The sequence below is a fragment of the Nocardia sp. NPDC057663 genome (assembly GCF_042799895.1).
GTDB lineage: Bacteria > Actinomycetota > Actinomycetes > Mycobacteriales > Mycobacteriaceae > Nocardia.
In genome coordinates, this window is record NZ_JBHVHX010000005.1 from 85,539 (window position 1) to 109,139 (window position 23,601).

The following is a 23,601-nucleotide window of genomic DNA, read 5'->3' on the forward strand; positions in this document are numbered from 1 at the left end:
CGGCTACCCGGCGCCCGCCGCCGCGCGGGTGCGGCGTGGGGCAGCCGCCTTCCGGGCCGTCGCGGTCTTCTTCGCCGCGGTGGCCTTCTTGGCAGGTTTCGCGGGTGTCTTCTTCGCCGGGGCCTTCTTGGCCGGTGTGCTGATCAGGCGAACCGCTCGCTCGAGAATGCAGTCGAGCCCGTATTCGAAATTGTGCTCGTCCGGGGCGCCGCTGTGGTGGCCCCGGGCACCGGCGTCGGCCAGCAGCGGCGTGCTTTCCGGTGAGATCTGCAGGTGTTCGTAGTACGCACCCGGCTCGTCGCCGGATTCCTTGTTCTTGTCGTACAGCCGCTGCAGAACCACCGAGCCTCGCGTGTGTAGCTGCACCGCGGAATAGGTGTCCACGGCGTCATCGATCGACATCCCCGCGTCGACCAGGCTGGCGACGACTTTCTCGGTCATCACGGCTCCGACCTGTGCCGCGCGAGGACTCAGTGCTCCGCGGATGAGGATCAGATCGCACAGGATCGGGTTGCTCAGGAAGGTCTTGCGCATGGTGCGCGCGTGGTTGCGCAGGGTGTCCTGCCAGTCATCGGTTTCGATGAACGGCGCGGCATTCTCGTACTGCTGCAACGCCCGGTCGGTCATCGCGTTGAGCAGTTCGTCCTTCTTGCGGAAGTACCAGTAGATGCTGGTGACGCCGACGCCGAGGTGCTTGCCGAGCAGCGGCATGCTCAGGTTGTCCAGCGAGACCTCCTCGGCGAGCTCGAAAGCGCGGTCGAGAATGTCATCGGGGTTCAGCGAACCCCGCTCACGCCGGGGGCGCTTGTCCGTGGTTGCTCGTTTCGTCATCTGTGGCCACCTTTGTGAAGTCTTTGGTCCGGGTTCTATATCGGTGCGCGGCTTTTGTTATTTACCACAGTAACCATTACCGATGGGATTTCCGCTGCTCGGCGCGCGGGCGAGCAGGCGCGGCGGTGATCGACCGAAACGAATACAGTATCATTAACGGGATGATATTCAGTGACGTGCCGGACGCAGGTGCCGGCCTCGGTAGGAGATCGTGGTTGTTCGCTCCCGCCGACGGCGAGCGGAAGATGACGAAAGCCACGGAGAGCTCGGCCGACATCGTGATCCTCGACCTCGAGGACGCGGTGGCGCAGAATCGCAAAGCCCACGCTCGTGCCCTGTGCGCGGAATTCCTGGCCGGCCGCTCCGCCGCGGACCAGCAGCGATTGTGGGTCCGGGTGAACCCGTTCGACGGCCCGCACACACTGGCGGATCTGGCGGCGGTGATGCCCGCCCGGCCCGGCGGCATCATGCTGCCCAAAGCACGGGGCGGCCAGGATCTTCGGACGCTGGACAACTATCTGTCCGCACTGGAAGTCGCCGGCGGAACACCGCCCGGACGCACTGCGGTCATCGCGCTGGCCCCGGAAACCGCGGAATCGGTCCACACCATGGGGACCTATCGGGGTGCGCCCCGGCTGGCGGCGGTGACCTGGGGTGTCGCCGACCTCGCGGCCGAGATCGGCGCCGAGGCGGTGAGCGGCGCCGACGGACGGTTCGGCCCCGTCCTCGAAACGGCGCGCAGCCTGTGCCTGTTCGGCGCCGCTGCCGCCGGTGCGGTCGCCGTCGACACCATCCACGCCGACTATCGCGACTCCGCTGGGCTGCGGGCACGCTGTATCCGCGCCCGGCAGGACGGTTTCGGGGGCATGCTGGCGATCCATCCGGACCAGGTCGGGATCATCAACGACGTGTTCTCGCCGACCGAGGACGAACTGGCCGCCGCCCAGGAGATCGTGGATCTGTTCGCCGCCGACCCGGCGGCAGGCGCGATCGGCCACCGCGGTGCCCTGCTCGACCGGCCGCACCTCACCCGGGCCCAGGCGCTGCTCGCGAGGCAGCGCCGGAGCTGACCGGGCGACCGGCGACGCAGGCGGATCAGGTGTCGGCCGCCAGGACCGATGCCTTCTGCAAGTCCGTGATGGACGGGGTCGAGAGTCCGATCAGGTCGCGCAGGACGGCGGTGGTGTGCTGGCCGAGTGACGGCGCGGTCTGTGCGGGCGTGTGGGTGCCGTTGATCGAGGCCGGAGCGCCGGGAGCGAGATAGGTGCCGATGCCCGGCTGATCCAGGGGCGAGAACAGTGGATTCGCGGTGACTTTCGGGTCGGCGGCGACTTCGCCGAAGGTCCGGTAGCGCTCCCACAGCAGGGATGTGCCTGCCAGCCCCGCAGCGATCTGCGCGCCTGTGCGGGCCCGGAACCACGGTGTGAAGAGACCGGTGAGTACCTCGCGATGGCGATAGCGATCCCCTTCGTCGGCGAAGTTCGCCGCCAGCGCGGCGGCGAGCGCGTCGACGACGTGGCCGGTCCCGGTGAGCCCGGTGAGATCCCGGAAGTGCCGGGCGGTCAGTGCCACCACCATGAAGGTCGCGCCGTCGGTTCCGGTGAAATGCCCACCGAACTGGCCGTAGATGGCATTGCCGAGCCGGGGACGGGTGCGCTCGCACACCATGGCCTCGGTGAGGAACCCGAGGTTGCCCGCCGTGGCCAGGGCGACGTCTTCCAGCGGCAGCGAGATCCGGCTGCCCTCCCCGGTGGCATCGCGGTGCCGGACCGCGGCGGCGATCGCGAGCGCCGCGTACAGGCCGCAGAGCAGATCCCACACGGGCACGACATGATTGACCGGTTCGGCGTGGTCGGCCGGTCCGGTGGCGAGCGGGAAGCCGGTGGCCGCGTTCACGGTGTAGTCGACGGCGGTCGACCCGTCCGCACGGCCGAGGACTTCGAGATGGATCAGATCGGGCCGCTGGGCGGCCAGGGCGGCGTGGCTGTGCCAGTCGCGGCCGGACACATTGGTCAGCAGGATTCCGCCCGCGGGGCCACCCGCCGTGATCAGCCGGCTGATCAGTTGCTGTCCCGCCGGCGACCGGAGATCGGCCGCGACCGAGCGTTTGCCCTTGTTCAGGCCGGTCCAGTAGATGCTGGCGCCGTCGTCGGTCAACGGCCAGCGGTGGATATCGGCCGCGCCACCGAGCGGGTCGACCCGGATGACCTCGGCGCCGAGTTGGCTCAGGGTCATCCCGGCCAGCGGTGCGGCCACGAAGCTGGAGATCTCGACCACCCGGACCCCGGCCAGCGGCTGTGTCGCGGACTGCTGGTGCTCGGTCACCGACCGGCTCCTTCCGGCTGGGTGGACTGCAGCATGGTGCGCAGACCGCGGATGTCGACTTTGCCGGTCGCACCGCGCGGTATCCGTTCGGGCGAATCTGCCAGCACCCACACGGTAGGTATCTTGAAGGCGCTCAACGACTCCCGGACCTGTGTGCGCAGTGTATCGGGCGTGGTCGCGCTGTCGCAGACCACGAGCGCGCCCACCCGCGCGCCGTGCTCGCCCGCGACATCGGTCACGCAGGCGTCGATGACGCCGTCGACACCGCGCAGTGCCCGCTCGACCTCGCTGGGATACACCGTCGCGCCACTGACTTTGAACATGTCATCGGCCCGTCCGTGATAGAAGAGGAAGCCCTGGTCGTCGAGGTGGCCGAGGTCACCTGTGCGGTAGAAGCCGTCCGGTGTCATGAAGTCGGCGCGCTCGCGCAGGCACAGACCGCGCAGCAGGTGAGGTCCGCGGAGCTCGACGACACCCACGTCTCCGGCGGGCAGCGGAGATCCGTTGTCCTGGTCGGTGATCCGGACCTGCATCCCGGCGAACGGCTGCCCGCAGCTGCCCCAGGCCGGCGCGGGCATGTCGGTGTCTGCGGGATACCCGCTGTACGGGCCGAATGATTCGGTCATCCCGAACAGGTTGGCGCGAGCGCCGGGTCTGGGTCGTAGATCGGCGGGCAGCAACGCATCCAGGCTGCCCGGCCGCAGCGTCGTGACGGCGATATCGCCGGCAGCGGCTGCCCGGGCAAGGGCTTCGGCCTGCTCGGGCCAGCCGCGGAACAGCGTCACCCGTTCCCTGCGCAGCAGCTCGAGGGTGGATTCCGGGCTGGGGACGGCCTCGGTGACGAGCGTGGCACCGGCGAGCAGTGTCGACAGCACCCCGCCACCGAGGCCACCGACCCAGAAGAACGGCATCGGCAGGTACAGGCGGGTGCTCGCGTCGATGGCGCGCGCGGGCAAGCCGGCCCGGACAGCGCCGAAAGCACTGCCGTGGGAGTGCAGGACTCCCTTGGGCATGCCACGACTTCCCGACGTGAAGAGAATGACGAATGTATCGGCAGCCGAGACGGATTCGGCCAGCGCCGTCGCGATCCGAACCGCCCGGCCGGTCGGCTTCGCTGCCAGGAGGCGGTCAGCGGTCCAGATCTGCCGGAGCGCCGGGAGCGACGGATCGGGCTCGACCGCTCCGTCCGTGAGTGTCGGTGGGAGGTCCTCGAGATAGTTCCGGCCGCGGAATTCCGGCACGGTCACCACGATCCCGACCGCGGCCACCCGCAGTTGTGCTCGTAACTCCGGCGGACGCAACAGCGTGCTCAGCGGCACCAGCGTCGCACCGATCCTGGTGAGCGCCACCGCGATCCGCACCCAGTCGATGCCGTTCGGCAGCAGCAGGCCCACCCGGGTTCCCTTGCCGACACCGGAGTCGACGAGCACGGCGGCCAGCTCCCGGGTGAGCGAGTCGAGCTCGCCGTAGGTGAGCCGGCCACCGGGCTCGATCACCGCCGCACCATCGTCGAACCGCTCCGCCCGATCGCGGATGAGCCGGTCCATGGTCGTGGCTGCATGGTCGGCCGGGTTTGCCGGCGTCGGTGGCTCGATGCCGCGACCGACCGGATGAATGGCGCCGTCCTCGTCGCGATAGACGAGCTCGCCCGTATGGAACCATTGGTCGGGATCGAAGCACTCCTCACGGCTTCGCCGGTGGTAGCTCCGCATGACGAACGGTCCACGGAAACAGAACTCGCCGACCACTCCCGGATCGACCGCGGTACCGGTGTCGGGGTCGAGCACCGCTATATCGAAGCCGGGCACCGGAATTCCACCGGTCCGGCCCGCGTCCCCGTCGAACAGGACCGAACCGCCCGCTTCCACCGAGCCCGGTCGATCACTCGAACCGGCGGCGCCAGCGGTGACCTCCAGGAGGTCGGCGGGGCCGGGGCTCCGCAGCGTTGCGCCGGCGAGCACCGCGGGAAGCAACCCGGACAGGATCCCGGCGGGAGAAGGGAGCGGGTGATCGGTACGCAGCACGGACGCCTCGGTCAGCGCACGTGTCCGGTTGCGGACACGATGACCACCGAGCAGCGTGCCGTGGGTATGCACGGCACCGGTGAGCGAGTCCCCGGTCGAGGGGAGGTAGAGCAGGCACAGCGGATCCGCGGCATGGACATCGTCTTCGAGTGCGGTGAGCTGCGCGTCGTCGACGGCGTCGGCCCATCGGTTGACCTCCGGGGCGTACCGTGCCGGGGTCATGCTGTCGGTCACCACGTGGCGCAGCTGTGGTGCCGCCGTGCAGTACCACCTCCCCTCGGCATCGAATTCCGCGCCGCGCAATGCCTCCGACACCACCCGGGCCGCGCTGGGCAGGTGATTCTCCTGCGCGCGCAGGAGAATCCGAACATCGCTGTGGGCCAGTAGATCCCGGATTTCGACGGGGCCGGCGGATGCGGGCAGCGGTACGGCGACAGCCCCGATGCGCGCGGCGGCGAGCAGCGCGACGACGAATTCCGGCCCATCGGGGTACAGCAGCCCGATGTGCACGCCTTTGTCCGCACCGAGTCCGGCGAGACCGCGGGCGAGGACCGCCGAACGGCGTTCGGCGGCACCGAAGGTCAACCGCTCGCCCTCTCGATCCAGCAGCGGCTTGTCCGGGAACGCGCGTGCGTGCGCGCGCAGCACTCCGCCCAGGGTTGTGGGTTCTGGGCCGGGTGCCTGCCGTGTCGGCTCCACCTCGGTACCGCCTTCCATCCAGGTTCTCCTGTCACACATGGCCGTCCGTCGCTACGGGCTGCTTCGCATCGCGATGGCCTGCTGGGCACGGTCGAGCACCGAGGCCAGACCCCACTCGAAGTTGTGGTCGTCGGGGGCGCCGGAGCGGCGACCTTCGGCCATTGCCGCGGCGAGCAGCGGTGTCGTCTCGGGTTCGATACGGATCACGTCGTAGTAGGCGGCTGCCTCGCTGCCCAGCTCCTGGTTCTTGTCATGGAGTCGCTGGAGCACCACCGATCCCTGGACGTGCAGGTTGACCGCCGAGTAGACGGTGAAGGCGTCGTCGAGCGACAACCCGGCGCTGACCAGGTTCGCCACGGTCCGCTCCACCTGCTCGGCGCCCAGTCGCGCCGCGTGCTGGCTCAGCGCCGAGCGGATCAGGACGAGGTCGCAGAGGATCGGGTTGTCGAGAAAGGTGCGGCGCATGATCCGTGCGTGCCGGGCCAGCGAGTCGCGCCAATTGTGCGGCTCGACCGAGGGAAACGGCACCGCGTACAGGTATTGACGCAGCGCGCGGTCGGTCATGGCGTTGAGCAGATCGTCCTTCTTGCGGAAGTACCAGTAGATGCTGGTCACTCCGACGTCGAGGTGTTTGCCCAGCAACGGCATGCTGAGGCCGTCGACGGTGACCTGCTCGGCCAGTTCGAAGGCGCCGTCGATGATGTCCTCCGGATTGAGCGAGCCACGTTCGCGCCTGCGGCGGGGCGCGCTGCCCTGACGGCCGCTCACGCGGTGACTTCCGTGGTGCGGGTGTAGCGCGGCTCGCGCCTTTCCGCGTAGGCGGCGAAGGCCTCGAGCACGTCCGGTCCCGCGAGATTGGCACCGGCCGCTGCGGCTTCGGCGTCGAGGGCCTGCGGGAGGGTGCGACCGGTACCCGTGTTGAGCAGGTCCTTGGTCTGCCGGAGTGCCAAGGGCGGACCGGCGGCAAGGCGCTGGGCCAGGTCGGTCACGACACCGTCGATCGTGTCGGCGGTGTGCAGCCAGGTGACCAAGCCCAGCTCGAGGGCTTGCGTTCCGTCGATCATCTCTGCCAGCAAGGCGAGGCGTTTGGCCTGCTGGAGGCCGACGAGACGCGGCAGCAGCCAGGAACCACCGCAGTCCAGTGACAGCGCCCGGCGGGCGAAGATCTGGCAGAACCTCGTCTCCGGTGTCGCGATCACGAGATCGCAGGCCAGCGCGAGGTTCCACCCCGCGCCGACGGCGACACCGCGAACCTTGGCCAGCGTCGGCACGGGCAGTTCGTGCAGCAAGCGCACGGTGTCGTTGATGGTCGCGAGTTCCGCGCGGGGATCCGGGAATTCGTCCATGCCCTCCGCATCGGCGATATCGGCACCGGCACAGAACGATTCGCCCGCACCGGTGAGGATCACCGCACGGACCGTCTCGTCTCCGGCGATGTCGCTCAGCGCTGCCCGCAGCGCGTGCCACAGCGGGAAGCTGATCGCGTTCTTGCGGTGCGGGCGGTTCAGCGTCAGGGTGCGCACCCCGTCGGTCTGTTCGATGAGCAAGGTGGGTTCTGCGGTCACTGGATCGTCCTTTCGTCGTTGTTCCGGGCGGGCCCGAGCGCGCCTCGGCTGCGGAACTCCTCGATCTCCTCCGGCGTGAAACCCGCTCTCGTCAGGACGGTTTCGGTGTGCTCACCCAGTGCCGGTACCGCGCCCATCGGAGGCTCGAAGCCGGCGATGACCGGCGGTGGCAGCAGCGCGGTGACCGGACCTGCCGGGGTCGGGATGTCGCGCCAGCGCCGCCGGGCCGCCAGATGCGGATGCGTGATGACCTCGCCGGGCGTTCGGAACCGGGAATTGCCGATACCGGCCGCATCCGCCTGCTCCTGGACGGCGTCGGCATCGTGGCCGGTGCACCAGCGGGCGATCTCTCGGTCGAGCTCGTCGCGCAGCCGCACCCGGTCGGCGTTGGTGGCGTACCGGGGGTCGGCCGCCAGGTCCGGCCGGTTGATCAGGTCGCGGGCCAGGCGTTGCCATTCCCGGTCGTTGGTGGTGCCGAGTACGACCGTCTCACCGTCGGCGGTGCGGTACGCGCCGTAGGGGGCGACCGCGGGAGAACTCATGCCCAGTGGCTGCTGGTCGACCCCGGTGTGGCGGGTGTAGGTGAGGTGGTAGCCCATCAGCTCGGTCGCGGTGTCGAACAGGCTGACCGACGCGCTGGATGGCACGGCGGATCGGCTGTCCGGGGCGCGCTTGGCGCAGATCAGCGCCAGGATCGTCAGTGCGGCGTACAGGCCGGAGCTCACGTCGGCGATGGGTGGTCCGGGCTTCGCCGGTGCGTTCGGGGTACCGGTGACCGCACAGGTGCCCGACTCGGCCTGGATGAGCAGGTCGTACGCCCGCTTGTGTGACAGCGGCCCGCCCGCGCCGTAGCCGTCGATCTCCATCACCACAAGCTCCGGGAATTCCGCCGCCAGCTGTTCGGCCGACAACCCGAGTGCGGCGGTCGCGCCCGGTGCGAGGTTGGACACGAAGACATCGGCGGTCCTGAGGATCCGTCGCAGGATCGCCCGGCCGTCGGGATCCTTGAGATCCAGAGCGACGGACTCCTTGCCACGATTCGCCCATACGAAGTGCGCGGCGAGGCCGTGGACGACATCGTCGTAGTGCCGGGCGAAGTCGCCGCCCCGCGGATTCTCGATCTTGATCACGTGGGCGCCGAAGTCGGCGAGGACGCGCGTACACATCGGTGCCGACACCGCTTGCTCCAGCGCGACCACGGTGAGCCCGGACAGCGGTCCTCCCGGTTCTGCCTCGGCGGAAATCTGCACAGCTGACCTCGTTTGCGTCGTCGGGCCGGTGAAAGCGACCGCGAAGGTATGTACTGTAATATATACAGTAGATGGAACTACAAGGGCTACTGTCGTCTGGGTGACCGTGCTGGGTCACGACTGCGCGAGGATCGGTGAGACAGAGGTTGTCAGCGATGAAGTACGTTCTGGAATATCCCAGTGAGCGTCCCGGCGCGTCGGAGGCGTTTCTGCATCCCGAGGTGATCCGCGAACTCACGGTCGCGGCCGAGGAGTGCGGATTCGACGCGGTGGCGCTGAGTGAGCACCCCGCGCCGTCGCTGAAGTGGCGGCGCAACGGTGGGCACAACACGCTGGACCCGATCGCGGCGCTGAGCTACATCGCCGGCGTGACCGCACGGATTCGGTTACTCACCAATCTGTACGTGCTGCCTTTCCGCAACCCGTATCTGTCGGCGAAGGCGCTGGGAAGTCTGGACATCGTCTCCGGGGGCCGGCTGATCGCCGGTGTCGGAGCCGGATACCTGCGCGCAGAGTTCGCCGCGCTCGGCATCGATCACACCCGGCGGGGCCGACTGCTCGATGAGTCGCTCGAGGCGGTGTGCCGGATCTGGTCCGAGCCCGAATCTCCGGTCACCGGAGAAGGTTTCGGCGCGCCCGGACCGGTATGGATGCAGAGTCCGGTTCAGCGGCCCCATCCACCGCTGTGGATCGGCGGAAACGGGGCCGCAGCCCGGCGCAGGGTCGTCCGGCACGGTGCTGGATGGATGCCCATCATCGCCGATCGAGGTATGGCCGCGGCGATGCGCACGACGGCGATCGAGAATGCCGAGGACTTCACCAGCGGCGTCGACGGCCTGCGTCGCGAACTGGCCGCCGCCGGACGCGATCCGGGTTCGGTCGACATCCAGATCGTCTGCCCGGTGGTCGATTTCACCGATCGCTCCTCGGTACGTGCCGCGATCGAAGTACTGGAGGACCTCGGGAAGCGAGGGGCCACCTGGGCCGTCGTGCACGCCGACAGCGCGAGTCCCGATGCCGCTGTCCGGTCGATCCGGGCGTTCGCGGACTCGGTGATCGCGGGGTAGGCGCGACATGGAAATCGTCACAGCGAACCGAAGATGGAGTGTGTCATGACCTCACAGGTGCCCGCCGAGCTCGAGGACCTTCTCCGGCGGCCGATTGTCGGTGTTCTCGGCACAGTCGCTCCGCACGGTGCTCCGGATCTGTCGCCGATGCGCTTCAAATGGGACGGCGCGCATCTGCGGATGAGTCATACGATTCCGCGCCGCAAGTTCACCAGTCTGCAAGCAAATCCGAACTACTCGTTCCTGATCACGGATCCGGATGCTCCGTCGCGATGCCTGGAGACCCGGGGGTGGTTGGTCACCGTACTGGGGGATGAGAAGGGTGAGTTCTATCAGGAGTTGAATGAACTCTACGGTGACGCCGATGGCGGACTGCCCGCCGATGTGTACGACCGTGTCGTCTTGATTCTCGACGTCACCAGGTTCACGGTCAAATGAGAACAGCCGCCTGCCCCGGCACCGTCGATGCCTGATGCGGTGCTGGGCAGGCGGCCTGATGCGGTGGGTCCGCCGAGTCAGTCCAGTGTGATCTTCGCGCCGATCAGTTCGAGCGCGTTGTCACGCATCACCTTTCGGGTGTCCTCGTAGGAGAACTCCGGGAACTGCGGGATATCCGCAGTGAAGGTGGTCGGATCGGCAAGGCCCTCGCCATGCGGCCAGTCGGAGCCGAACAGGATCTTGTCGACGCCGATCGTCTCGGCCAGCAGCTTGACGTCGTCTTCGTAGTAGGGCGCGATCCAGACATTGTTCTTCAGCTGCTCGACCGGATCCTCCGTGAAATGGTACGGCGCGGTATTCGCCGCCTTCTTCAAACGCTTGATCAGGCGGTAGACGAAGTACGAGCCGTTCTCGATGCTCGCGACCTTGAGCTTCGGGTGCCGGGTGAAGACCTGATGGACGATCATCGAGGCGATGGTGTCGTGGATCGCGCGGTCGTCCAGGAGGATCTGATCCAGCGGATCCTTCTTGCCGAATCCCTCGAATTGGGCCTTGCCTCCCCACAATGCGTTGATCGCGAGGTATCCGCTGTCGGACAGATGGAAGCCGACCGGCACCCCCGCCTCGGCCAAGCGGGCCCACACCGCATCGTGCAACGGGTCGCCCAGCGATCGTGGGTGAGTGACGCCGGGCACCGGCGCCGGGCGGACCAAGATCATCTTCGCGCCCCGGTTCAGCACGAACTCGACTTCTTCGACCGCGGCCACGGGATCGGCCAGCGAAATGATCGGCGCCGCGATGATCCGATGGTCGGGCCGGTCGAATCCCCAGTCCTCGTCGAGCCACAGGTTGAAGGCATGCAGCGAGGCCATCGTCGCGGGGATGTCGTGCTTGAGGGCTTCCTCGACGCCGCAGGCGAAGGTGGGCAGCATGAAGACGGTCTCGAGCTTCTGCCTGTCCAGGACAGGGATGCGGGCGTCGCGCTGCTGGTACTCCGGGTGGTCCGCCAGGCGGTCGACTTTCATCAACGAGGCGGGATCCACGCCGTCCGGGATCTCACCGCGGAACAGCAGATCGAGGCAGCCGGGCTCGATGATGGGGTCGAACGTCGGGTTGGGGACGAAGTGATTGACCTTCCCGCCCATGATCGCGAGGGTGCGTCTGCCGTCCTGGACCATCTGCACGCCGCGCTGCCTGAATTCCTTGGGCAAGTGGCGGGTGAACGCATCCAATGATTCGTAGTAGTGGTTGTCGACGTCAATGGCCAGATAGTCCAGCGTTGTCATTCCCTGTCCCTTCGTTGCAGATACCGCCATCGAGGCCTCGCGGCAGACCGTCGCGGACGCTGTGGTCAGCCATACTGTATCGCTTCCAGTATTGCACTTCGAGCATCGGATGGCGAGGTCTCCCGTCCGCGCATGCTTGACTTTCAATACGGGTAGACCCGTATTGTTATGGGTATGAGTTCGCAAGCTTCTGCCGGGCGCCCCCGCGATCACCGCACCCACACGGCCATCCTCGACGCCGCCGAACAGCTCGTCGTCGAGACCGGCTACTCGGCGACCTCGGTCACCGCGATCGCAGCGCGCGCGAGTGTCGGCAAGGACGCGATCTACCGCCGATGGTCGGGGAAACCCGAACTGATATACGAAGCTCTGTTCACCCGCGTCGACATGGGTCCGGTACCCGATCAGGGGACGGTGGAAGCCGATGTGACCGCGCTGGTCTCGGCATTGATCGCCGAGCTCAGTGCGCCCGCCGCGGCCGCCGCGTTGCCGGGTCTGCTCGCCGACTTCGCCGCCGATCCGAAACTGCGGACGGTGCTGCGTGATTCGTTCCTCGCCCCGGCGAAACTACGGATGATCGAGATCTTCGAGCGCGCGCGGACCCGCGGTGAGGTGGGGGAGGATGTCGCGGTCGAGCTCGTCCTCGATACCGTCGCCGGCGCCGTCTTCTTCCACCTGGGTGTGCTCGGGGAGCCGGTGACGGCGGAACTGGCCGCTCAGCTCGCCCGGATCATCACCGCCGGGATCGGGCCGCGATGAACGGGTATCTGCTGGCCGCGGGCCTGACCGCGGCGGTGGTGTCGGCGATCCACATTGTCGCCGGGCACGTCGATCCGGTGCGGCCGCTGCTGGCCAGCTCGTTGGCCGTTGTCCCGAAGCGAACGATGCACGCGGTGTGGCACATGGTGAGCGTCGACCTCGTCGCCACCGCGTCGACTCTGCTCGCGGTGGCGTGGTGGCAGCCGGTGGGCACCGAGTTGGTCGCGATGCTGACCGCCGCTCGATTTGCGGCGTACACGGTCGTTTTCGTGGTGATCGCGTTGTGTGTGCCGGGCCGGGCGCCGCTGTTGCGCCTTCCTCAGTGGCTCCTGCTGGCGCCGGTGGCGATTCTGGCCGGGCTCGGGGGTTGGTGGGCGTAGGAGACGTACCTACCGACTGCGCTGCCGTTACGGTCGAACGATCAGCCGGAATCCCAGATGTGAGGTCGAGGTGTCCACAGCTTGGGCCATTCTGGCCGCAGGCCGGTACCGCCGGCAATAGTTCGGAGCGCACAGGTGTGAGCCCCCTTTGATGACGCGGCGACCGATAGTCGATCGAGCGTTCTCGCGGCTGTTCTCTTCGGTACCGCCGCGCGGATCTTCGGGGACGCAGCAGGAATGGGCCGGGCTCTTGTGCTCGGAGTACCAATCCTGAGTCCATTCCCATACGTTGCCGACCATGTCCGACAGCCCATATCCGTTGGGCGGGAACGATCCGGCGGGCGAGGTCCCTTCGTATCGGTCGATTCGCGTGTTGTGGTGGGGGAATTCGCCGTGCCAGGTATTGGCCATCAGTGTGCTGTGGGGTTCGAATTCGTCACCCCAGGCGAATTCGGCGCCGTCGAGCCCGCCGCGGCAGGCGTATTCCCATTCGGCTTCGGTCGGTACGTCCTTGCAGGCCCACTCGGCGTATGCCACGACGTCGTCCCAGGCTATGTGCACCACCGGGTGGTCGGGTCGCTTCTTGTTGGAGGTGCCCGGGCCCTGCGGATGTCGCCAATTCGCTCCGGGAACCCAATGCCACCATTGGTAGGGCTGGTCCAGGCGCACGCGGTGATCCGGCTTGATGAACACCGACGAGCCCGCGACCAGTTGGTTCGGGTCGGCATCGGGGTAGTCCGTCGCAGCCGGGGCGCGCTCGGCGACCGTGACATAGCGGGTGCGGGAGACGAAGCGGGCGAACTCGGTATTCGTCACCGGATGCGGGTCGATCCAGAATCCGGGCACCGCGACCGGGTGTGCCGGTGCTTCCTCGGGGTAATGGTGGTCCGAGCCCATGGTGAAGGTGCCGCCCTCGATCCACACCAGGTGTTCCTGTCGAGGGCGATCACTGTGCGGCGGTGGCTCGCCGGCGATCCTGCTCATATCGTTGCCCTTCCGATGACCGACGGATATCGCGGGAGGTAGTTCGGGTTGTACTGTCGAACGGATTGCAGGACCGGCCGGTATAAGAATCGACATCGAGACGATATCCGAAGCCCAGGAGTCTGCCCCATGGCCATTCCATTCCGCGGTGTTGTCAACCTCGATATTCGTGATTCGGTCCCGGACTGGGGCCCCTATCAGCAGCCGAAGGCGCCGGCGGGCTCGCCGAACATCGTCTACATCGTGCTCGATGATGTCGGGTTCGGCGCGATGGGTTGTTACGGCGGCCCGATCGAGACGCCGAACATCGATCGGATCGCAGCGAAAGGTCTGCGCTACAGCCAGTGGCACACCACTGCACTGTGCTCGCCGACCCGCTCATGCCTGCTCACCGGCCGCAATCACACCACCAACGGAATGGCCTGTATCAGCGAGTGCGCGGTGGGATTTCCGGGGGCGAACGGCCATATTCCGCCGGAGTGCGCCACCCTCGCCGAGGTTCTGGTCGAGCAGGGCTACAGCACGGCGATGGTCGGCAAATGGCATCTGTGTGCCGAGGACGAGATGAACTTGGCGTCCAGCAAACGTAACTGGCCGATCGGTCGCGGTTTCGAGCGTTTCTACGGCTTCCTCGGCGCCGAGACCAATCAGTGGTATCCGGATCTGGTCCACGACAACCATCCGGTCGAACAGCCGTCGATGCCCGAGGACGGCTATCACTTCAGCGTCGACATCACCGACCGGGCCATCGAATACATCGACGACGTCAAAGCGATCGCTCCCGACCGTCCGGTCTTCCTCTACTACGCCCCGGGGTGCGCGCACGCACCGCATCACGCGCCGCGCGAATGGGCCGACCGCTACCGGGGCAAGTTCGATGCAGGCTACGAGGTGATGCGCGCCGAGACCCTCGAGCGGCAGAAGCGGATGGGCCTGGTCCCGCAGAACACCGAACTGCCACCGCTCAACCCGATCGGCACGCCCGAGACCCGTAGCGGGCCCGACGGCCAGCCGTTCCCGCCGCTGGACTACACCCGCCCCTGGGACACCCTCTCCGGTGACGAACAGCGACTGTTCTCCCGCATGGCCGAGGTGTATGCGGGTTTCCTGTCCCACTGTGACGACCAGATCGGCCGCTTGCTCGACTATCTGGAGCGGATCGAGGAACTCGACAACACCATCATCGTGGTGGTCTCCGACAACGGTGCCAGCGGCGAGGGCGGGTCGGACGGCTCGGTCAACGAGAACAAGATCGCCAACGGTGTTCCGGACGATCTGGCCGAGAACATGGCCAAGCTCGACGAGCTGGGCAGTCCCACGACCTACAACCACTATCCGAACGGGTGGGCGATGGCCTTCAACGCCCCGTTCAAGATGTGGAAGCGGTACTCGTTCAACGGCGGCACCTGCGATCCGTGCGTGATCTCCTGGCCGGCCGGGATCTCGGCCCATGGTGAGACCCGTGATCAATACCATCACGCCGTCGACCTGGTGCCGACGCTCCTGGACTGCCTCGGTGCCGACCTTCCCGACATGGTGAAGGGGCATGCTCAAGTGCCGCTACAGGGGGTGAGCATGCGCTACAGCTTCGACGCGCCCACCATCCCGACCGCCAAACACACGCAGTTCTACTCCATGCTCGGCGGGCGCGGGATCTGGCATGACGGCTGGAAAGCGGTCACCACGCACCCCACCCTCAGCGGTTGGAGTCACTTCCCTGACGACACCTGGGAGCTCTACCACACCGAGGTGGACCGCGCCGAGATGCACGACCTCGCCGCCGAGGAGCCCGGCAGACTGGCCGAACTCATCGGCCTGTGGTTCTACGAGGCGGGTACCAACCAGGCGTTCCCGCTCGACGACCGGTCCGCCGTGGAAATCCTCACCACCCCGCGCCCCCAGCTCGCGCCACCGCGCAACCGTTACGTCTACCGTCCCGGCGGCGCGGAGGTACCCGAGGCGGTGGCAGTCAACATCCGCAACCGCTCGTACTCGATCGGCGCGCTCGTCGATCTGCCCGGACCGGGCGCCGCCGGTGTCCTGTTCTCCCACGGTGGTCGTTTCGGCGGGCACGCGCTGTATGTCAAGGACAACCGGTTGCACTACGTGTACAACTTCCTGGGCAGCGAGGAACAGCGCGTCGATGCGACCGAGGATCTGCCGACCGGCGAGAACCTGATCTTGGCGGCGTCCTTCGACAAGGAGGGCGAGGATCCGCCCGGCACCGCCCGTGGGCGCCTGAGCCTCTACTACGGCGACCGAAAGGTCGGTGAAGGCCGAATCCGCACCCAGCCCGGCAAATTCAGCCTCACCGGGGAGGGGCTCAATGCGGGACGCGACAGCGGCGAAGCCGTCAGCCAGGACTATCCCGGAGCGCGACCGTGGACGTTCACCGGCGGAACCCTGCATCGGGTGGCTGTCGACGTGAGCGGTGAACCGTATGTCGATCTCGAACGCGAGGCCGTCGCGATGCTGTCGCGCGAGTAGCCGGCACCGAGGTCAGCTGTGGCCGTCCTGCCCCGGGTGGTCCGAACCCGCCGCCGCGTGCGTGCAGGCCTTGCCCAGCTCGTTTTCGTACTCGTCGGGCTGGGCACCGGCCTCGTCGTCCCGCGGATAGCTCGGGGCCCTCGCTTGTCGAGTGCCCAGGTGATCGACACGCTCCTCGCGATCGGGCTCGGTCTCCTCGGTGCGGTGGCGGTCATCTTCTCGCTGCTGTTCCTGGTAGTGCAGTGGGTGACCACCACTTTCACGCCGCGGTTGATGCTGTTCCGCGACGACCCGATCGTCTGGCGGACATTCGGCTTCGCCCTCGGACTTGCCGTATTCTGCGTCACCGCTGCCTTGGCCATCGGCAAACAACCCGAGGTTTCGGCGGTCGTGCCGCTCCTGGCGATGCTGCTTCTGCTGGTGCAGGTCGCCCTGTTGCAAACATTGCTGCTGCGGGCCTTTGCCGCCATTCAATTGGCCCCCGCACTCAGCTCGATCGCCGCCCGCGGGCGAGCGGTGCTCGACGCCGTGTACCCCGTGCGCAGCGCGGTCTCGCCGGCCCGCTCTCCGCTGCCGCCACCGCACATGTCGGTCGGCTGGCGGCACCCTCCGATGGTGCTGCAACGGATCGAGGTCGACCGGCTGATCGACGCGGCGACAGCGGCTGACGTGGTCATCGTCGTGCGGCAGAGTCCCGGCGCCACACTGCATCGCAACAGTCGCGTCGCCGAGATCTACGGCGGGAAGCTGGCCGAAGCCAGTGTGCTGCGGGGGCTGATCGTCGGAAACGAACGGACTTTCGAGCAGGACCCCTTGCTCGCGTTCCGGCTGTTGGCCGATATCGCGCTGCGCGCATTGTCTTCGGCGGTGAACGACCCGGCGACCGCGGTACAAGCCTGCGACCAGTTGGGGGATCTGCTCGCATCCACCGCTGCGAGACGGCTCGATCCGTTGCGCCTCACCGACCATGACGGTGTCGAAAGGCTGGTCGTCGATCTGCCGGGATGGGAGGCGTTCATTCGCACAGGTGTCGACGACATCGCGAACGCCGCCAACTCGCCGATGGTCGTCACAGGTCTCCGAGACATGCTTCGGCGAGTACGCGACCGCGCTGATCCCGGCCGCACCGAACTGATCGACCGCCGGCTGACCTGGCTCGATGCCAGGGTGGCCGAGCGGAACCTTCCCTGAGCCCGCGACGAGCACGGGCACCACCGCAGCGGTCATTTCACGTATTTGCCGACGCGTCGGGGGTGCGCAGGGGAGCGCCGACGCGATGCAGGTGGGTCAGCGCCTCGCGGTACGAGGAGATCAGCCCGGTTTCGTGGTAGGGCACGCCGATTTCGGCGCAGTAGTCGCGGACGATCACCTGGGCGTGACGCAGGTTCGGCGTCGGCATGCTCGGGAACAGATGGTGCTCGATTTGATAATTGAGTCCGCCGAGGGCGAGGTCGATCAACCGGCCGCCCCGGACGTTGCGAGAGGTCAGGACCTGGCGCCGGAGATAGTCGGGGCGGTCCTCGCCGGTCAAGGTCGGCATGCCCTTGTGGTTCGGGGCGAAGATGCAGCCCATGTACAGGCCGAAGAGGCCCTGGTGGACCGCGAAGAACGCGAGGGCTTTGTCGGCGGGCAGAACCGCGAACAGTGTGGCCAGGTAGAGGGCGAAGTGGCCGAACAGCAGTGCGCCTTCCCATCCGCGATGTTTGACCGATCGATGTCCGAGTGCTCGCACGCCGGCCACATGGAGGTTCAGGCCTTCCAGCAACAAGAGGGGAAAGAACAGGAACGCCTGCGCCCTCCCGATGAGACGAGGCAGACCGCGACTGGACCGGGCCTGCTGTTGTGACCAGACCAGGATGTCGGGCGCGACATCGGGGTCTAGTTCCTCGTGGTTCGGGTTGGCGTGATGCCGGGTGTGCTTGTCCTGCCACCAGCCGTAGCCCAGGCCGATGCCGGCGTTGCCGACGAGTCGCCCCACGAGCTCCGTCGGCTGCCGTAGCCGGAAGACCTGGCGGTGTGCGACATCATGCATGACGAGTGCGATCTGAGCGAACGTCACGGCCATGAACGCCGCGACCAGCAGCGTCCACCACGAATCACCGACGAGGACGAACGCCGCCCAGCCGGCCGAGAACGCGATCCCGACGAGGCTGAGCCGGACGGCGTAATAGACGGGACGCCGGTTCATCAGCCGCGCGTCGGAGATCCGGCGCAGCAGACGGGCGTAATCACCGTCGGCGCCGCGCCGCGGTGACGGTGGAGATGACTCGGGGACCAGGGCAGATGTCGTCATGAATCCGAAGCTATCGACCGGATTCTCGTTGCTCGTAATCCCTTGGTATGGCACGGAATCAGACTGTGGTGTGATGCCGGGTGTCTACTGGGGCTGCGGCTCGTGCACGCGCAGCGCGTGACCGGGTGTCCGCGTCAGCGTGCTTTGTGGACTGGTGGCGGGGTCCAGGTCCCGTCGAGAGCCTCGGCGCGCGGAGCGTACAGGCGCATGGTGATACCGACCGGGCCGCTGGGCGCTGGTAGCCAGTTCGATTCGTGGTCAGGCCCCGGGTTCTTGCGGGAGACGTAGATGTCGAGCGATCCATCCGGATTGTGCTGCAAGGGATCTCGGTCGCCGAGAGCGAATCGGTCGAGTTCGTTGGCGATCTGGAACCCTTCGGCGTCGTACATGGTGATCGACCAGAATGCCGCAGCAGGTGGCAGTTTCCCTGTGTCGAAGTGGATCACGTAGTCGGTGTCGCCGACGAGTGGATCGCCGTCGACGTCGGTGGCCAGCAGCGGATAGATCGCATCTTCGGGCGGGTTGGCGCCCAGGCCCGCCAGCGTGATGGTGGACCGTTTGAAATAGTCGTTGCCGTAGACGCCGATGGTGCCCAGCACGCTGACCCACCCGTTGACGGGCGCGGCCAGTGTGGTCGGAGCCGCGGCCACTGCCGCCCGCGCAGCGGCGACGCCTGCTTCGATCGCTTCGAGGTCCTCGGGGGAGAAGCGAGTCTCGTCGAAGTCCTGGCCGGGCGTGATGCCCAGCAGTGCGATGCGCGCGAGCTGGGAAAAGTCGGTGCTGTGTGGCGGGTCGACCTTCAACGCCGCGGCGGCGCGGCCGAAGAATTCCGTCGCCGACATCGCGTTGACCTGCCGCAGTGGTTCGGTCTTGGTGACCAGGGCGGGGTCCGGCTGAAACGGCGTCGCGTCGGCCAGTTCGGTGATCTGCAGTCCGTCCTGGAACTTGTTGACCGCCGCGTAGTCGGCGGGCCCGTTGGTCTGGGTTCGACCGATCATCCAGGCATGGGGGGTGGGGGCGTGAATCACCGGGACACCGGCAGACAGGTCGCCGCTGTATCCGGGCCCCACGACGATGAAGTCTTGTTCGGCGGTGCCGGTTGTCCGTTTGCCCGGGTTGGCGAACACATCGGTCCACGCGTCCAGGATCGGGAGCATGAAGTACCGGTCACCGCTGTCGGGAACATGGACGCGGACGGGACCGCGGGTCAGATCCAGCCACGCCGAGGAATACAGCGTGTCGAAATTCGGCCGCACAACCGCACGAAATTCGGCATCCGGGAACTCGCGGATGTGGTGGAACTGGTTCGGAGGTCCGAAACCTGGGGTGGAGCCGACCGGGGAGTTCGTCTGCTGCTGACGGGTGACCTCCATCGTCACCAGCGGGTACAGGTAGACATACGCTTCATAGCTCAGGGTTTGCAGATCGCTGGACAACACGCTCACGACGCCTCCATGTGGATCGCAATCCTGTCGGGATTCAGCTGCTTTCCGAACGTATCAGGGATGTGTAACGACGCAGTGACATGGAGTTGCTGGACAACTGCGGTGTCGTGCCGACACGGCCAGGTCTACTTCCTCAGCCTGGAAACTCCCCCGCGAGATCTGGCCGGATCCGCCAGGCCGGCGCCGGTGACGAGGGGAAGGTCGAGCGTCGTTCGGATGCCTGGCGGTGCGGCGATGACGGCGGGGATGGCGTTGACCAGCCGCATGGCGGTGCCGACGAGACTGGCATGGTTGTGGTCGCCGTGGTCGCTGAACATGGCCAGGTCCAGTGTGTAGTGCGGCTCGCCGGTGATCTCGACGCGGTAGGACCCGCCGGTGCGGGCAGGCTGCGGCCAGTCGGGGGCGAGGTCGGCACGCAGGCGGGTGACGTGCTCGAGCACGGTCACGGCCCGGTCGCCGACCATGCCCCGCACTTCGAAACGCAGGGCAGCCGCGGTGCCCGCGGCGATGGTGCCCGACTCGATCTCGAACGTTTCCGGCGCTGCCAGTCGCTCGAAACCCTGTGTGACGGTGTCGAGTTCGAGGTCGAGTCCGGCGGCGAGTTGGCGTACCACGCTGCCCCACGCCAGCGACAGCACCCCGGGTTGCAACAGCAGGGGAGTCTCGTCCATCGGGCGGCCGAAGCCCATGATGTCGAACATGACCGCGGGATTGTCGTAGGTCGAGTAGTCGACGATCTCGAGGCAGCGCACCTGCTCGACGTAACGGCAGGTGCCCAGCAATGCCAGTGGCAACAAATCGTTGGCGAAACCGGGATCGATTCCGTTGACGAACAGTGATGAATTGCCCTGTGCTGCTGCTTCTTCCACTGGTTCGAGAAGATTGGCGGGAAGTACATCCCACGGGTACTGGAGGAACACCGGTGCGCTGGCCACCACATTGATACCGGCGGCGAGCAGCGTGCGCAGGTCTGCCAGCGCTTCGAGCAGCCGGTTGTCGGTCATGGCGGTGTAGACCACGCAGTCCGGACGCAGCGCGAGAATATCCGCGGTATCGGTGGTGGCGTGCACGCCGGTGGGCGTGGCTGTTCCGGCGAGTTCGGCAGCGTCGCGGCCGGCTTTGGCGGGCCCGGAGACGTGCACGCCGACCAGGTCGAACCGGGGATCGGCCAGCACCCCCGCCAGTGCGTGCCGCCCGACATTGCCTGTGCCCCAGTGCACTACGCGGTGAACCATGGTGTCGTCCTCACAGATCGGGAAGGGGGATGTCGAGATTCGGCGCGATGAGCCCACCGTCGACCTCGAGCACCTTCCCGGTGAGGAAAGCGCCCGCGGGTGAGGCGAGAAACAGTGCGGCCGTGGCGATATCGGTCGGCTCGCCGAGGCGCTGTAGCGGTGTCGCCCGCTCCATCGCGGTGCGCATCTGCTCATTGCCCGCGACGATTTCCAGCGCCGAGGTCAGGATCGAGCCCGGCGCGATGGCATTGACCCGGATCCGTGGGCTCAGATCCATGGCGGCACTGCGGGTGTAGTGCGCCAGGGCGGCCTTGGCGGTGGCGTACGCGGCGAAAGCGCGCCCCGGCAGCCTGCCCATCGTCGAGGTGATGTTGATGATCGATCCGCCGCCCGCCGTCGCGAGCATCTTCGGCACCGCGGCCCGCACCAGGGCGTGCGCGGTCCCGACGTTGAAGGCGAAGGCTTCGGCGAGGTCGTCGGGGGAGGTGTCCAGCAGCGGCCGCGGCAGCGCCCCGCCCACGTTGTTGACGACGATGTCCAGGCGGCCGAACTGCTCGACCGCGGCGTCGGCCAGCGCGGTGACCGCGTCCGGGTCGGCGAGGTCGGCCACCACGACGAGCGCGCGGCGACCGGTCGCCGCCACCTGCTCGGCGACTCGCCGCAGATCGGCCTCGGTGCGCGCGGCGATCACCACGTCGGCGCCCGCCTCGGCGAAACCGGTCGCTATCGCGGCGCCGAGGCCGCGTCCCGCGCCGGTGACTACGGCTACCCGGCCGTCCAGCCGGAACTGGTCGAGAATCATGATCACCTCCTGTGTCGAATACTCGACTAATATGTGGCGAATAGTCGAAGCAGTGTAGGGCGGGCCGCACCCGCAGACAAGAGGTGTCATGCCGGAATCCGCGTCGCCACCGACTCGCCGGGTCGTCGCGGTGATGGAGCTGCTGACCCGCAGCGACCGACCGCTGACCGCCTCGGAAGTCGCGTCGGCGCTCGACCTCGCCCGCGCCACCGTCACCGCCGTACTCACCGAACTCACCGACGCCGGCTGGGTTCGCCGCGACCGCGATCGCCGTTTCGGCCCCGGCCCCGCACTCGCCGCGCTGTCCACCGCCGACCCCGAGATTCCGAATGCGAGGGTGCGCGCCGAACTGAAAGCGCTGGCCGTGGCCGCGCAGTGCGGCGCGACACTGAGCCGGATCACCGACGGCCGGCTCACCGTGGTGGCCAAGGAGTATGCGCTGGGCGCGCGCATCGTGCCCGGACTCGCTGTGGGGCAATCCATTCCACTGGCCTATCCGGCGGGCGCCGCGGTGATGCCATGGCGGGGCGAGCCCGAACGCAGCGCGTGGCTGGCGACAGCGACCGGCCAGGCGCGGCGGGACGCTCCCGCGCTGCTGCGGTTCGTCACCACCCACGGATGCGCCGTGTTCCGCCCGGACTCCGACGACGCCGGTCTGGTGGACGTGCTCGCGGAGCTGCTCGGTGCGGTAGGGGCCGAGGTGGTGCAGCCCGAACTCCGGGCTCGGGTACTTCGCCAGCTGGCGCGTCTCACCGCGCGCCCCTATCGAGAAGCCGACCTCACCAGCGACGAGTCACTGCCCGTCAGCTATCTGTCGGCACCGGTGTTCGACAGCTCCGAGGCGCCCTACGAGGTCCAGATCGGTCCGCTGCGCTCCGCGGTCAGCCACACCGACCGTGCGCGGTATGTCGACACCATCCGACAGGGCGCGGAGGCGATGTCGATGGCTTACGAGCGGCGCGGGTAACGATCGTCCGCGCGTGGCGAGAGGGGCCCGGTGTCATCGGGGTGCTCTCGGGTCGCGGAAGGCTGGGAGGGCGGGGATGAGGGTGTCGGCGTAGTCGCGAATCCGTTGTGGTGGGAAGGCTTCGGGATCGGCCAGGACCAGGCGGCCCGCTTCCCAGAACAGCGCGTACAGGGTGCGCGCGGTGAGTTCGACATCGAGGGTCGGGAGCCGTTCGGGTGGGCACGATTCCCGGACGAAGGTGGCCAGTGCGGCGATAAAGGCCTGCCGTCCCCGCTCGAGTCGACCACGGAAGGTGGGGGTGCTGGCGTCCGCGATGAGGAAGATGGCGCGCCAGCGATCGGGTGCGGCCTGTACGGCGGTGAGGAAGTGTTCGAGACTCTCCGAGGTCGCCTCGGCCGGGTTACCGGCGGCGGCGAGCGGAACCGCCTTGGCCATCTGTGCCAGCGCCGCGGTTTCCTCCCGATCGAGTGAGGCGCGCAGCAGCTGGTCGGAATCGTCGAACAATCCGTAGACGACGGGGCGGCTGACGTCGGCTTCCTTGGCAACGGTGTCGATGGACACCTTGTGCACGCCCTGCTCGACGATGACCCGCAGGACCGCGTCGAGCAGTTGTTCGCGCCGCTGTTCGGGTGCCATTCGCGGTGCGTAGGTGCGGTTCCGCCGTTCGGCCATGGTCGCGCTCCACCTCTCCGTTGCGGGGGCCTGCTTGACATCCGGCAGTGCCGCCGCCAATACTACACACACTGTAGCTACAGTCAGTGTAG

The 23,601-nt window shown here is 67.4% G+C and carries 21 protein-coding genes and 1 pseudogene; 8 read left to right on the top strand and 14 right to left on the bottom strand.

All coding sequences use genetic code 11. The features are described from left to right. Window positions 1–3: 3 nt before the first annotated feature. Window positions 4–831, bottom strand: a complete 828-nt coding sequence (locus ACFVAV_RS13965) for a TetR/AcrR family transcriptional regulator C-terminal domain-containing protein (RefSeq protein WP_379034733.1) — start codon at window positions 829–831, stop codon at window positions 4–6. 161 nt (window positions 832–992) lie between these two features. Here ACFVAV_RS13965 and ACFVAV_RS13970 point away from each other — a divergent pair, with 161 nt between their 5' ends. Continuing rightward, a complete protein-coding gene (locus ACFVAV_RS13970; RefSeq protein ID WP_379034735.1) occupies window positions 993–1,901 on the top strand; it encodes an HpcH/HpaI aldolase/citrate lyase family protein in 909 nt (302 codons plus the stop codon). 25 nt (window positions 1,902–1,926) lie between these two features. Here ACFVAV_RS13970 and ACFVAV_RS13975 read toward each other — a convergent pair whose 3' ends face one another. The 6 genes and pseudogenes from ACFVAV_RS13975 to ACFVAV_RS14000 form a co-directional block, all read right to left on the bottom strand. Further along, window positions 1,927–3,156: a CoA transferase gene (locus tag ACFVAV_RS13975; protein ID WP_379034737.1), complete on the bottom strand. Its 1,230-nt coding sequence runs from the start codon at window positions 3,154–3,156 to the stop codon at window positions 1,927–1,929. After that, window positions 3,153–4,703: an AMP-binding protein gene (locus ACFVAV_RS13980; RefSeq protein ID WP_379035343.1), complete on the bottom strand. Its 1,551-nt coding sequence runs from the start codon at window positions 4,701–4,703 to the stop codon at window positions 3,153–3,155. The genes ACFVAV_RS13975 and ACFVAV_RS13980 overlap by 4 nt, the downstream gene beginning before the upstream one ends. A 162-nt stretch (window positions 4,704–4,865) precedes the next feature. After that, window positions 4,866–5,918 (bottom strand): annotated as a pseudogene (locus ACFVAV_RS13985) (AMP-binding protein); the annotation flags it as partial. Window positions 5,919–5,930: 12 nt separating this feature from the next. After that, complete coding sequence (locus ACFVAV_RS13990) at window positions 5,931–6,647, bottom strand: TetR/AcrR family transcriptional regulator C-terminal domain-containing protein (protein WP_379034739.1); 717 nt, start codon at window positions 6,645–6,647, stop codon at window positions 5,931–5,933. Further along, window positions 6,644–7,444, bottom strand: coding sequence for an enoyl-CoA hydratase/isomerase family protein (locus ACFVAV_RS13995; protein WP_379034741.1), 801 nt, complete (start codon window positions 7,442–7,444; stop codon window positions 6,644–6,646). The genes ACFVAV_RS13990 and ACFVAV_RS13995 overlap by 4 nt, the downstream gene beginning before the upstream one ends. Beyond that, the gene (locus ACFVAV_RS14000; protein ID WP_379034743.1) at window positions 7,441–8,694 is read right to left on the bottom strand and encodes a CaiB/BaiF CoA transferase family protein; all 1,254 of its coding nucleotides are present in this window, start codon (window positions 8,692–8,694) and stop codon (window positions 7,441–7,443) included. Before ACFVAV_RS14000 ends, ACFVAV_RS13995 begins: the two co-directional genes overlap by 4 nt. 155 nt (window positions 8,695–8,849) lie before the next feature. On the opposite strand from ACFVAV_RS14000, the gene ACFVAV_RS14005 reads away from it, so the two are divergent. Then, on the top strand, window positions 8,850–9,761 hold the full coding sequence (locus ACFVAV_RS14005; protein ID WP_379034745.1) for a TIGR03619 family F420-dependent LLM class oxidoreductase: 912 nt from the start codon (window positions 8,850–8,852) through the stop codon (window positions 9,759–9,761). Window positions 9,762–9,818: 57 nt separating this feature from the next. Beyond that, window positions 9,819–10,199 (top strand): pyridoxamine 5'-phosphate oxidase family protein, encoded by a 381-nt coding sequence (locus tag ACFVAV_RS14010; protein ID WP_379034747.1) that lies wholly within the window; start codon window positions 9,819–9,821, stop codon window positions 10,197–10,199. Between the two features lie 77 nt (window positions 10,200–10,276). Here ACFVAV_RS14010 and ACFVAV_RS14015 read toward each other — a convergent pair whose 3' ends face one another. Continuing rightward, window positions 10,277–11,485 carry an amidohydrolase family protein gene (locus ACFVAV_RS14015; RefSeq protein ID WP_379035345.1) on the bottom strand — a complete coding sequence of 403 codons (1,209 nt, stop codon included), beginning with the start codon at window positions 11,483–11,485 and terminating at the stop codon, window positions 10,277–10,279. 174 nt (window positions 11,486–11,659) lie between these two features. Between ACFVAV_RS14015 and ACFVAV_RS14020 the strand changes: the two genes are divergently transcribed. Both ACFVAV_RS14020 and ACFVAV_RS14025 read left to right on the top strand, forming a co-directional pair. Beyond that, window positions 11,660–12,244 carry a TetR/AcrR family transcriptional regulator gene (locus ACFVAV_RS14020; RefSeq protein ID WP_379034749.1) on the top strand — a complete coding sequence of 195 codons (585 nt, stop codon included), beginning with the start codon at window positions 11,660–11,662 and terminating at the stop codon, window positions 12,242–12,244. Beyond that, a complete protein-coding gene (locus ACFVAV_RS14025; protein WP_379034751.1) occupies window positions 12,241–12,624 on the top strand; it encodes a hypothetical protein in 384 nt (127 codons plus the stop codon). The genes ACFVAV_RS14020 and ACFVAV_RS14025 overlap by 4 nt, the downstream gene beginning before the upstream one ends. A 27-nt stretch (window positions 12,625–12,651) precedes the next feature. Here the strand turns inward: ACFVAV_RS14025 and ACFVAV_RS14030 are convergent, their stop codons facing one another. After that, window positions 12,652–13,608 carry a formylglycine-generating enzyme family protein gene (locus ACFVAV_RS14030; RefSeq protein ID WP_379034753.1) on the bottom strand — a complete coding sequence of 319 codons (957 nt, stop codon included), beginning with the start codon at window positions 13,606–13,608 and terminating at the stop codon, window positions 12,652–12,654. A 129-nt stretch (window positions 13,609–13,737) separates the two neighbouring features. Between ACFVAV_RS14030 and ACFVAV_RS14035 the strand changes: the two genes are divergently transcribed. Beyond that, window positions 13,738–16,095, top strand: coding sequence for an arylsulfatase (locus ACFVAV_RS14035; RefSeq protein WP_379034755.1), 2,358 nt, complete (start codon window positions 13,738–13,740; stop codon window positions 16,093–16,095). Between the two features lie 36 nt (window positions 16,096–16,131). Next, window positions 16,132–17,286 carry a DUF2254 family protein gene (locus ACFVAV_RS14040; RefSeq protein WP_379035347.1) on the top strand — a complete coding sequence of 385 codons (1,155 nt, stop codon included), beginning with the start codon at window positions 16,132–16,134 and terminating at the stop codon, window positions 17,284–17,286. Between the two features lie 37 nt (window positions 17,287–17,323). Here the strand turns inward: ACFVAV_RS14040 and ACFVAV_RS14045 are convergent, their stop codons facing one another. The 4 genes from ACFVAV_RS14045 to ACFVAV_RS14060 all read right to left on the bottom strand — a co-directional run bounded on the left by ACFVAV_RS14045 (window position 17,324) and on the right by ACFVAV_RS14060 (window position 21,870). Further along, entirely contained in the window at window positions 17,324–18,388 is a 1,065-nt protein-coding gene (locus ACFVAV_RS14045) for a fatty acid desaturase family protein (RefSeq protein ID WP_379034757.1), read from the bottom strand. A 134-nt stretch (window positions 18,389–18,522) separates the two neighbouring features. After that, entirely contained in the window at window positions 18,523–19,833 is a 1,311-nt protein-coding gene (locus ACFVAV_RS14050) for a DUF1254 domain-containing protein (protein WP_379034759.1), read from the bottom strand. A gap of 125 nt (window positions 19,834–19,958) precedes the next feature. Beyond that, window positions 19,959–21,068, bottom strand: a complete 1,110-nt coding sequence (locus ACFVAV_RS14055; protein ID WP_379034761.1) for a diacylglycerol kinase — start codon at window positions 21,066–21,068, stop codon at window positions 19,959–19,961. 10 nt (window positions 21,069–21,078) lie between these two features. Then, window positions 21,079–21,870 (bottom strand): SDR family oxidoreductase, encoded by a 792-nt coding sequence (locus tag ACFVAV_RS14060; RefSeq protein ID WP_379034763.1) that lies wholly within the window; start codon window positions 21,868–21,870, stop codon window positions 21,079–21,081. Between the two features lie 88 nt (window positions 21,871–21,958). Here ACFVAV_RS14060 and ACFVAV_RS14065 point away from each other — a divergent pair, with 88 nt between their 5' ends. Continuing rightward, window positions 21,959–22,837 (top strand): helix-turn-helix domain-containing protein, encoded by an 879-nt coding sequence (locus ACFVAV_RS14065; RefSeq protein ID WP_379034765.1) that lies wholly within the window; start codon window positions 21,959–21,961, stop codon window positions 22,835–22,837. 33 nt (window positions 22,838–22,870) lie between these two features. Here the strand turns inward: ACFVAV_RS14065 and ACFVAV_RS14070 are convergent, their stop codons facing one another. Continuing rightward, on the bottom strand, window positions 22,871–23,509 hold the full coding sequence (locus ACFVAV_RS14070; protein WP_379034767.1) for a TetR/AcrR family transcriptional regulator: 639 nt from the start codon (window positions 23,507–23,509) through the stop codon (window positions 22,871–22,873). Window positions 23,510–23,601: the final 92 nt, after the last annotated feature.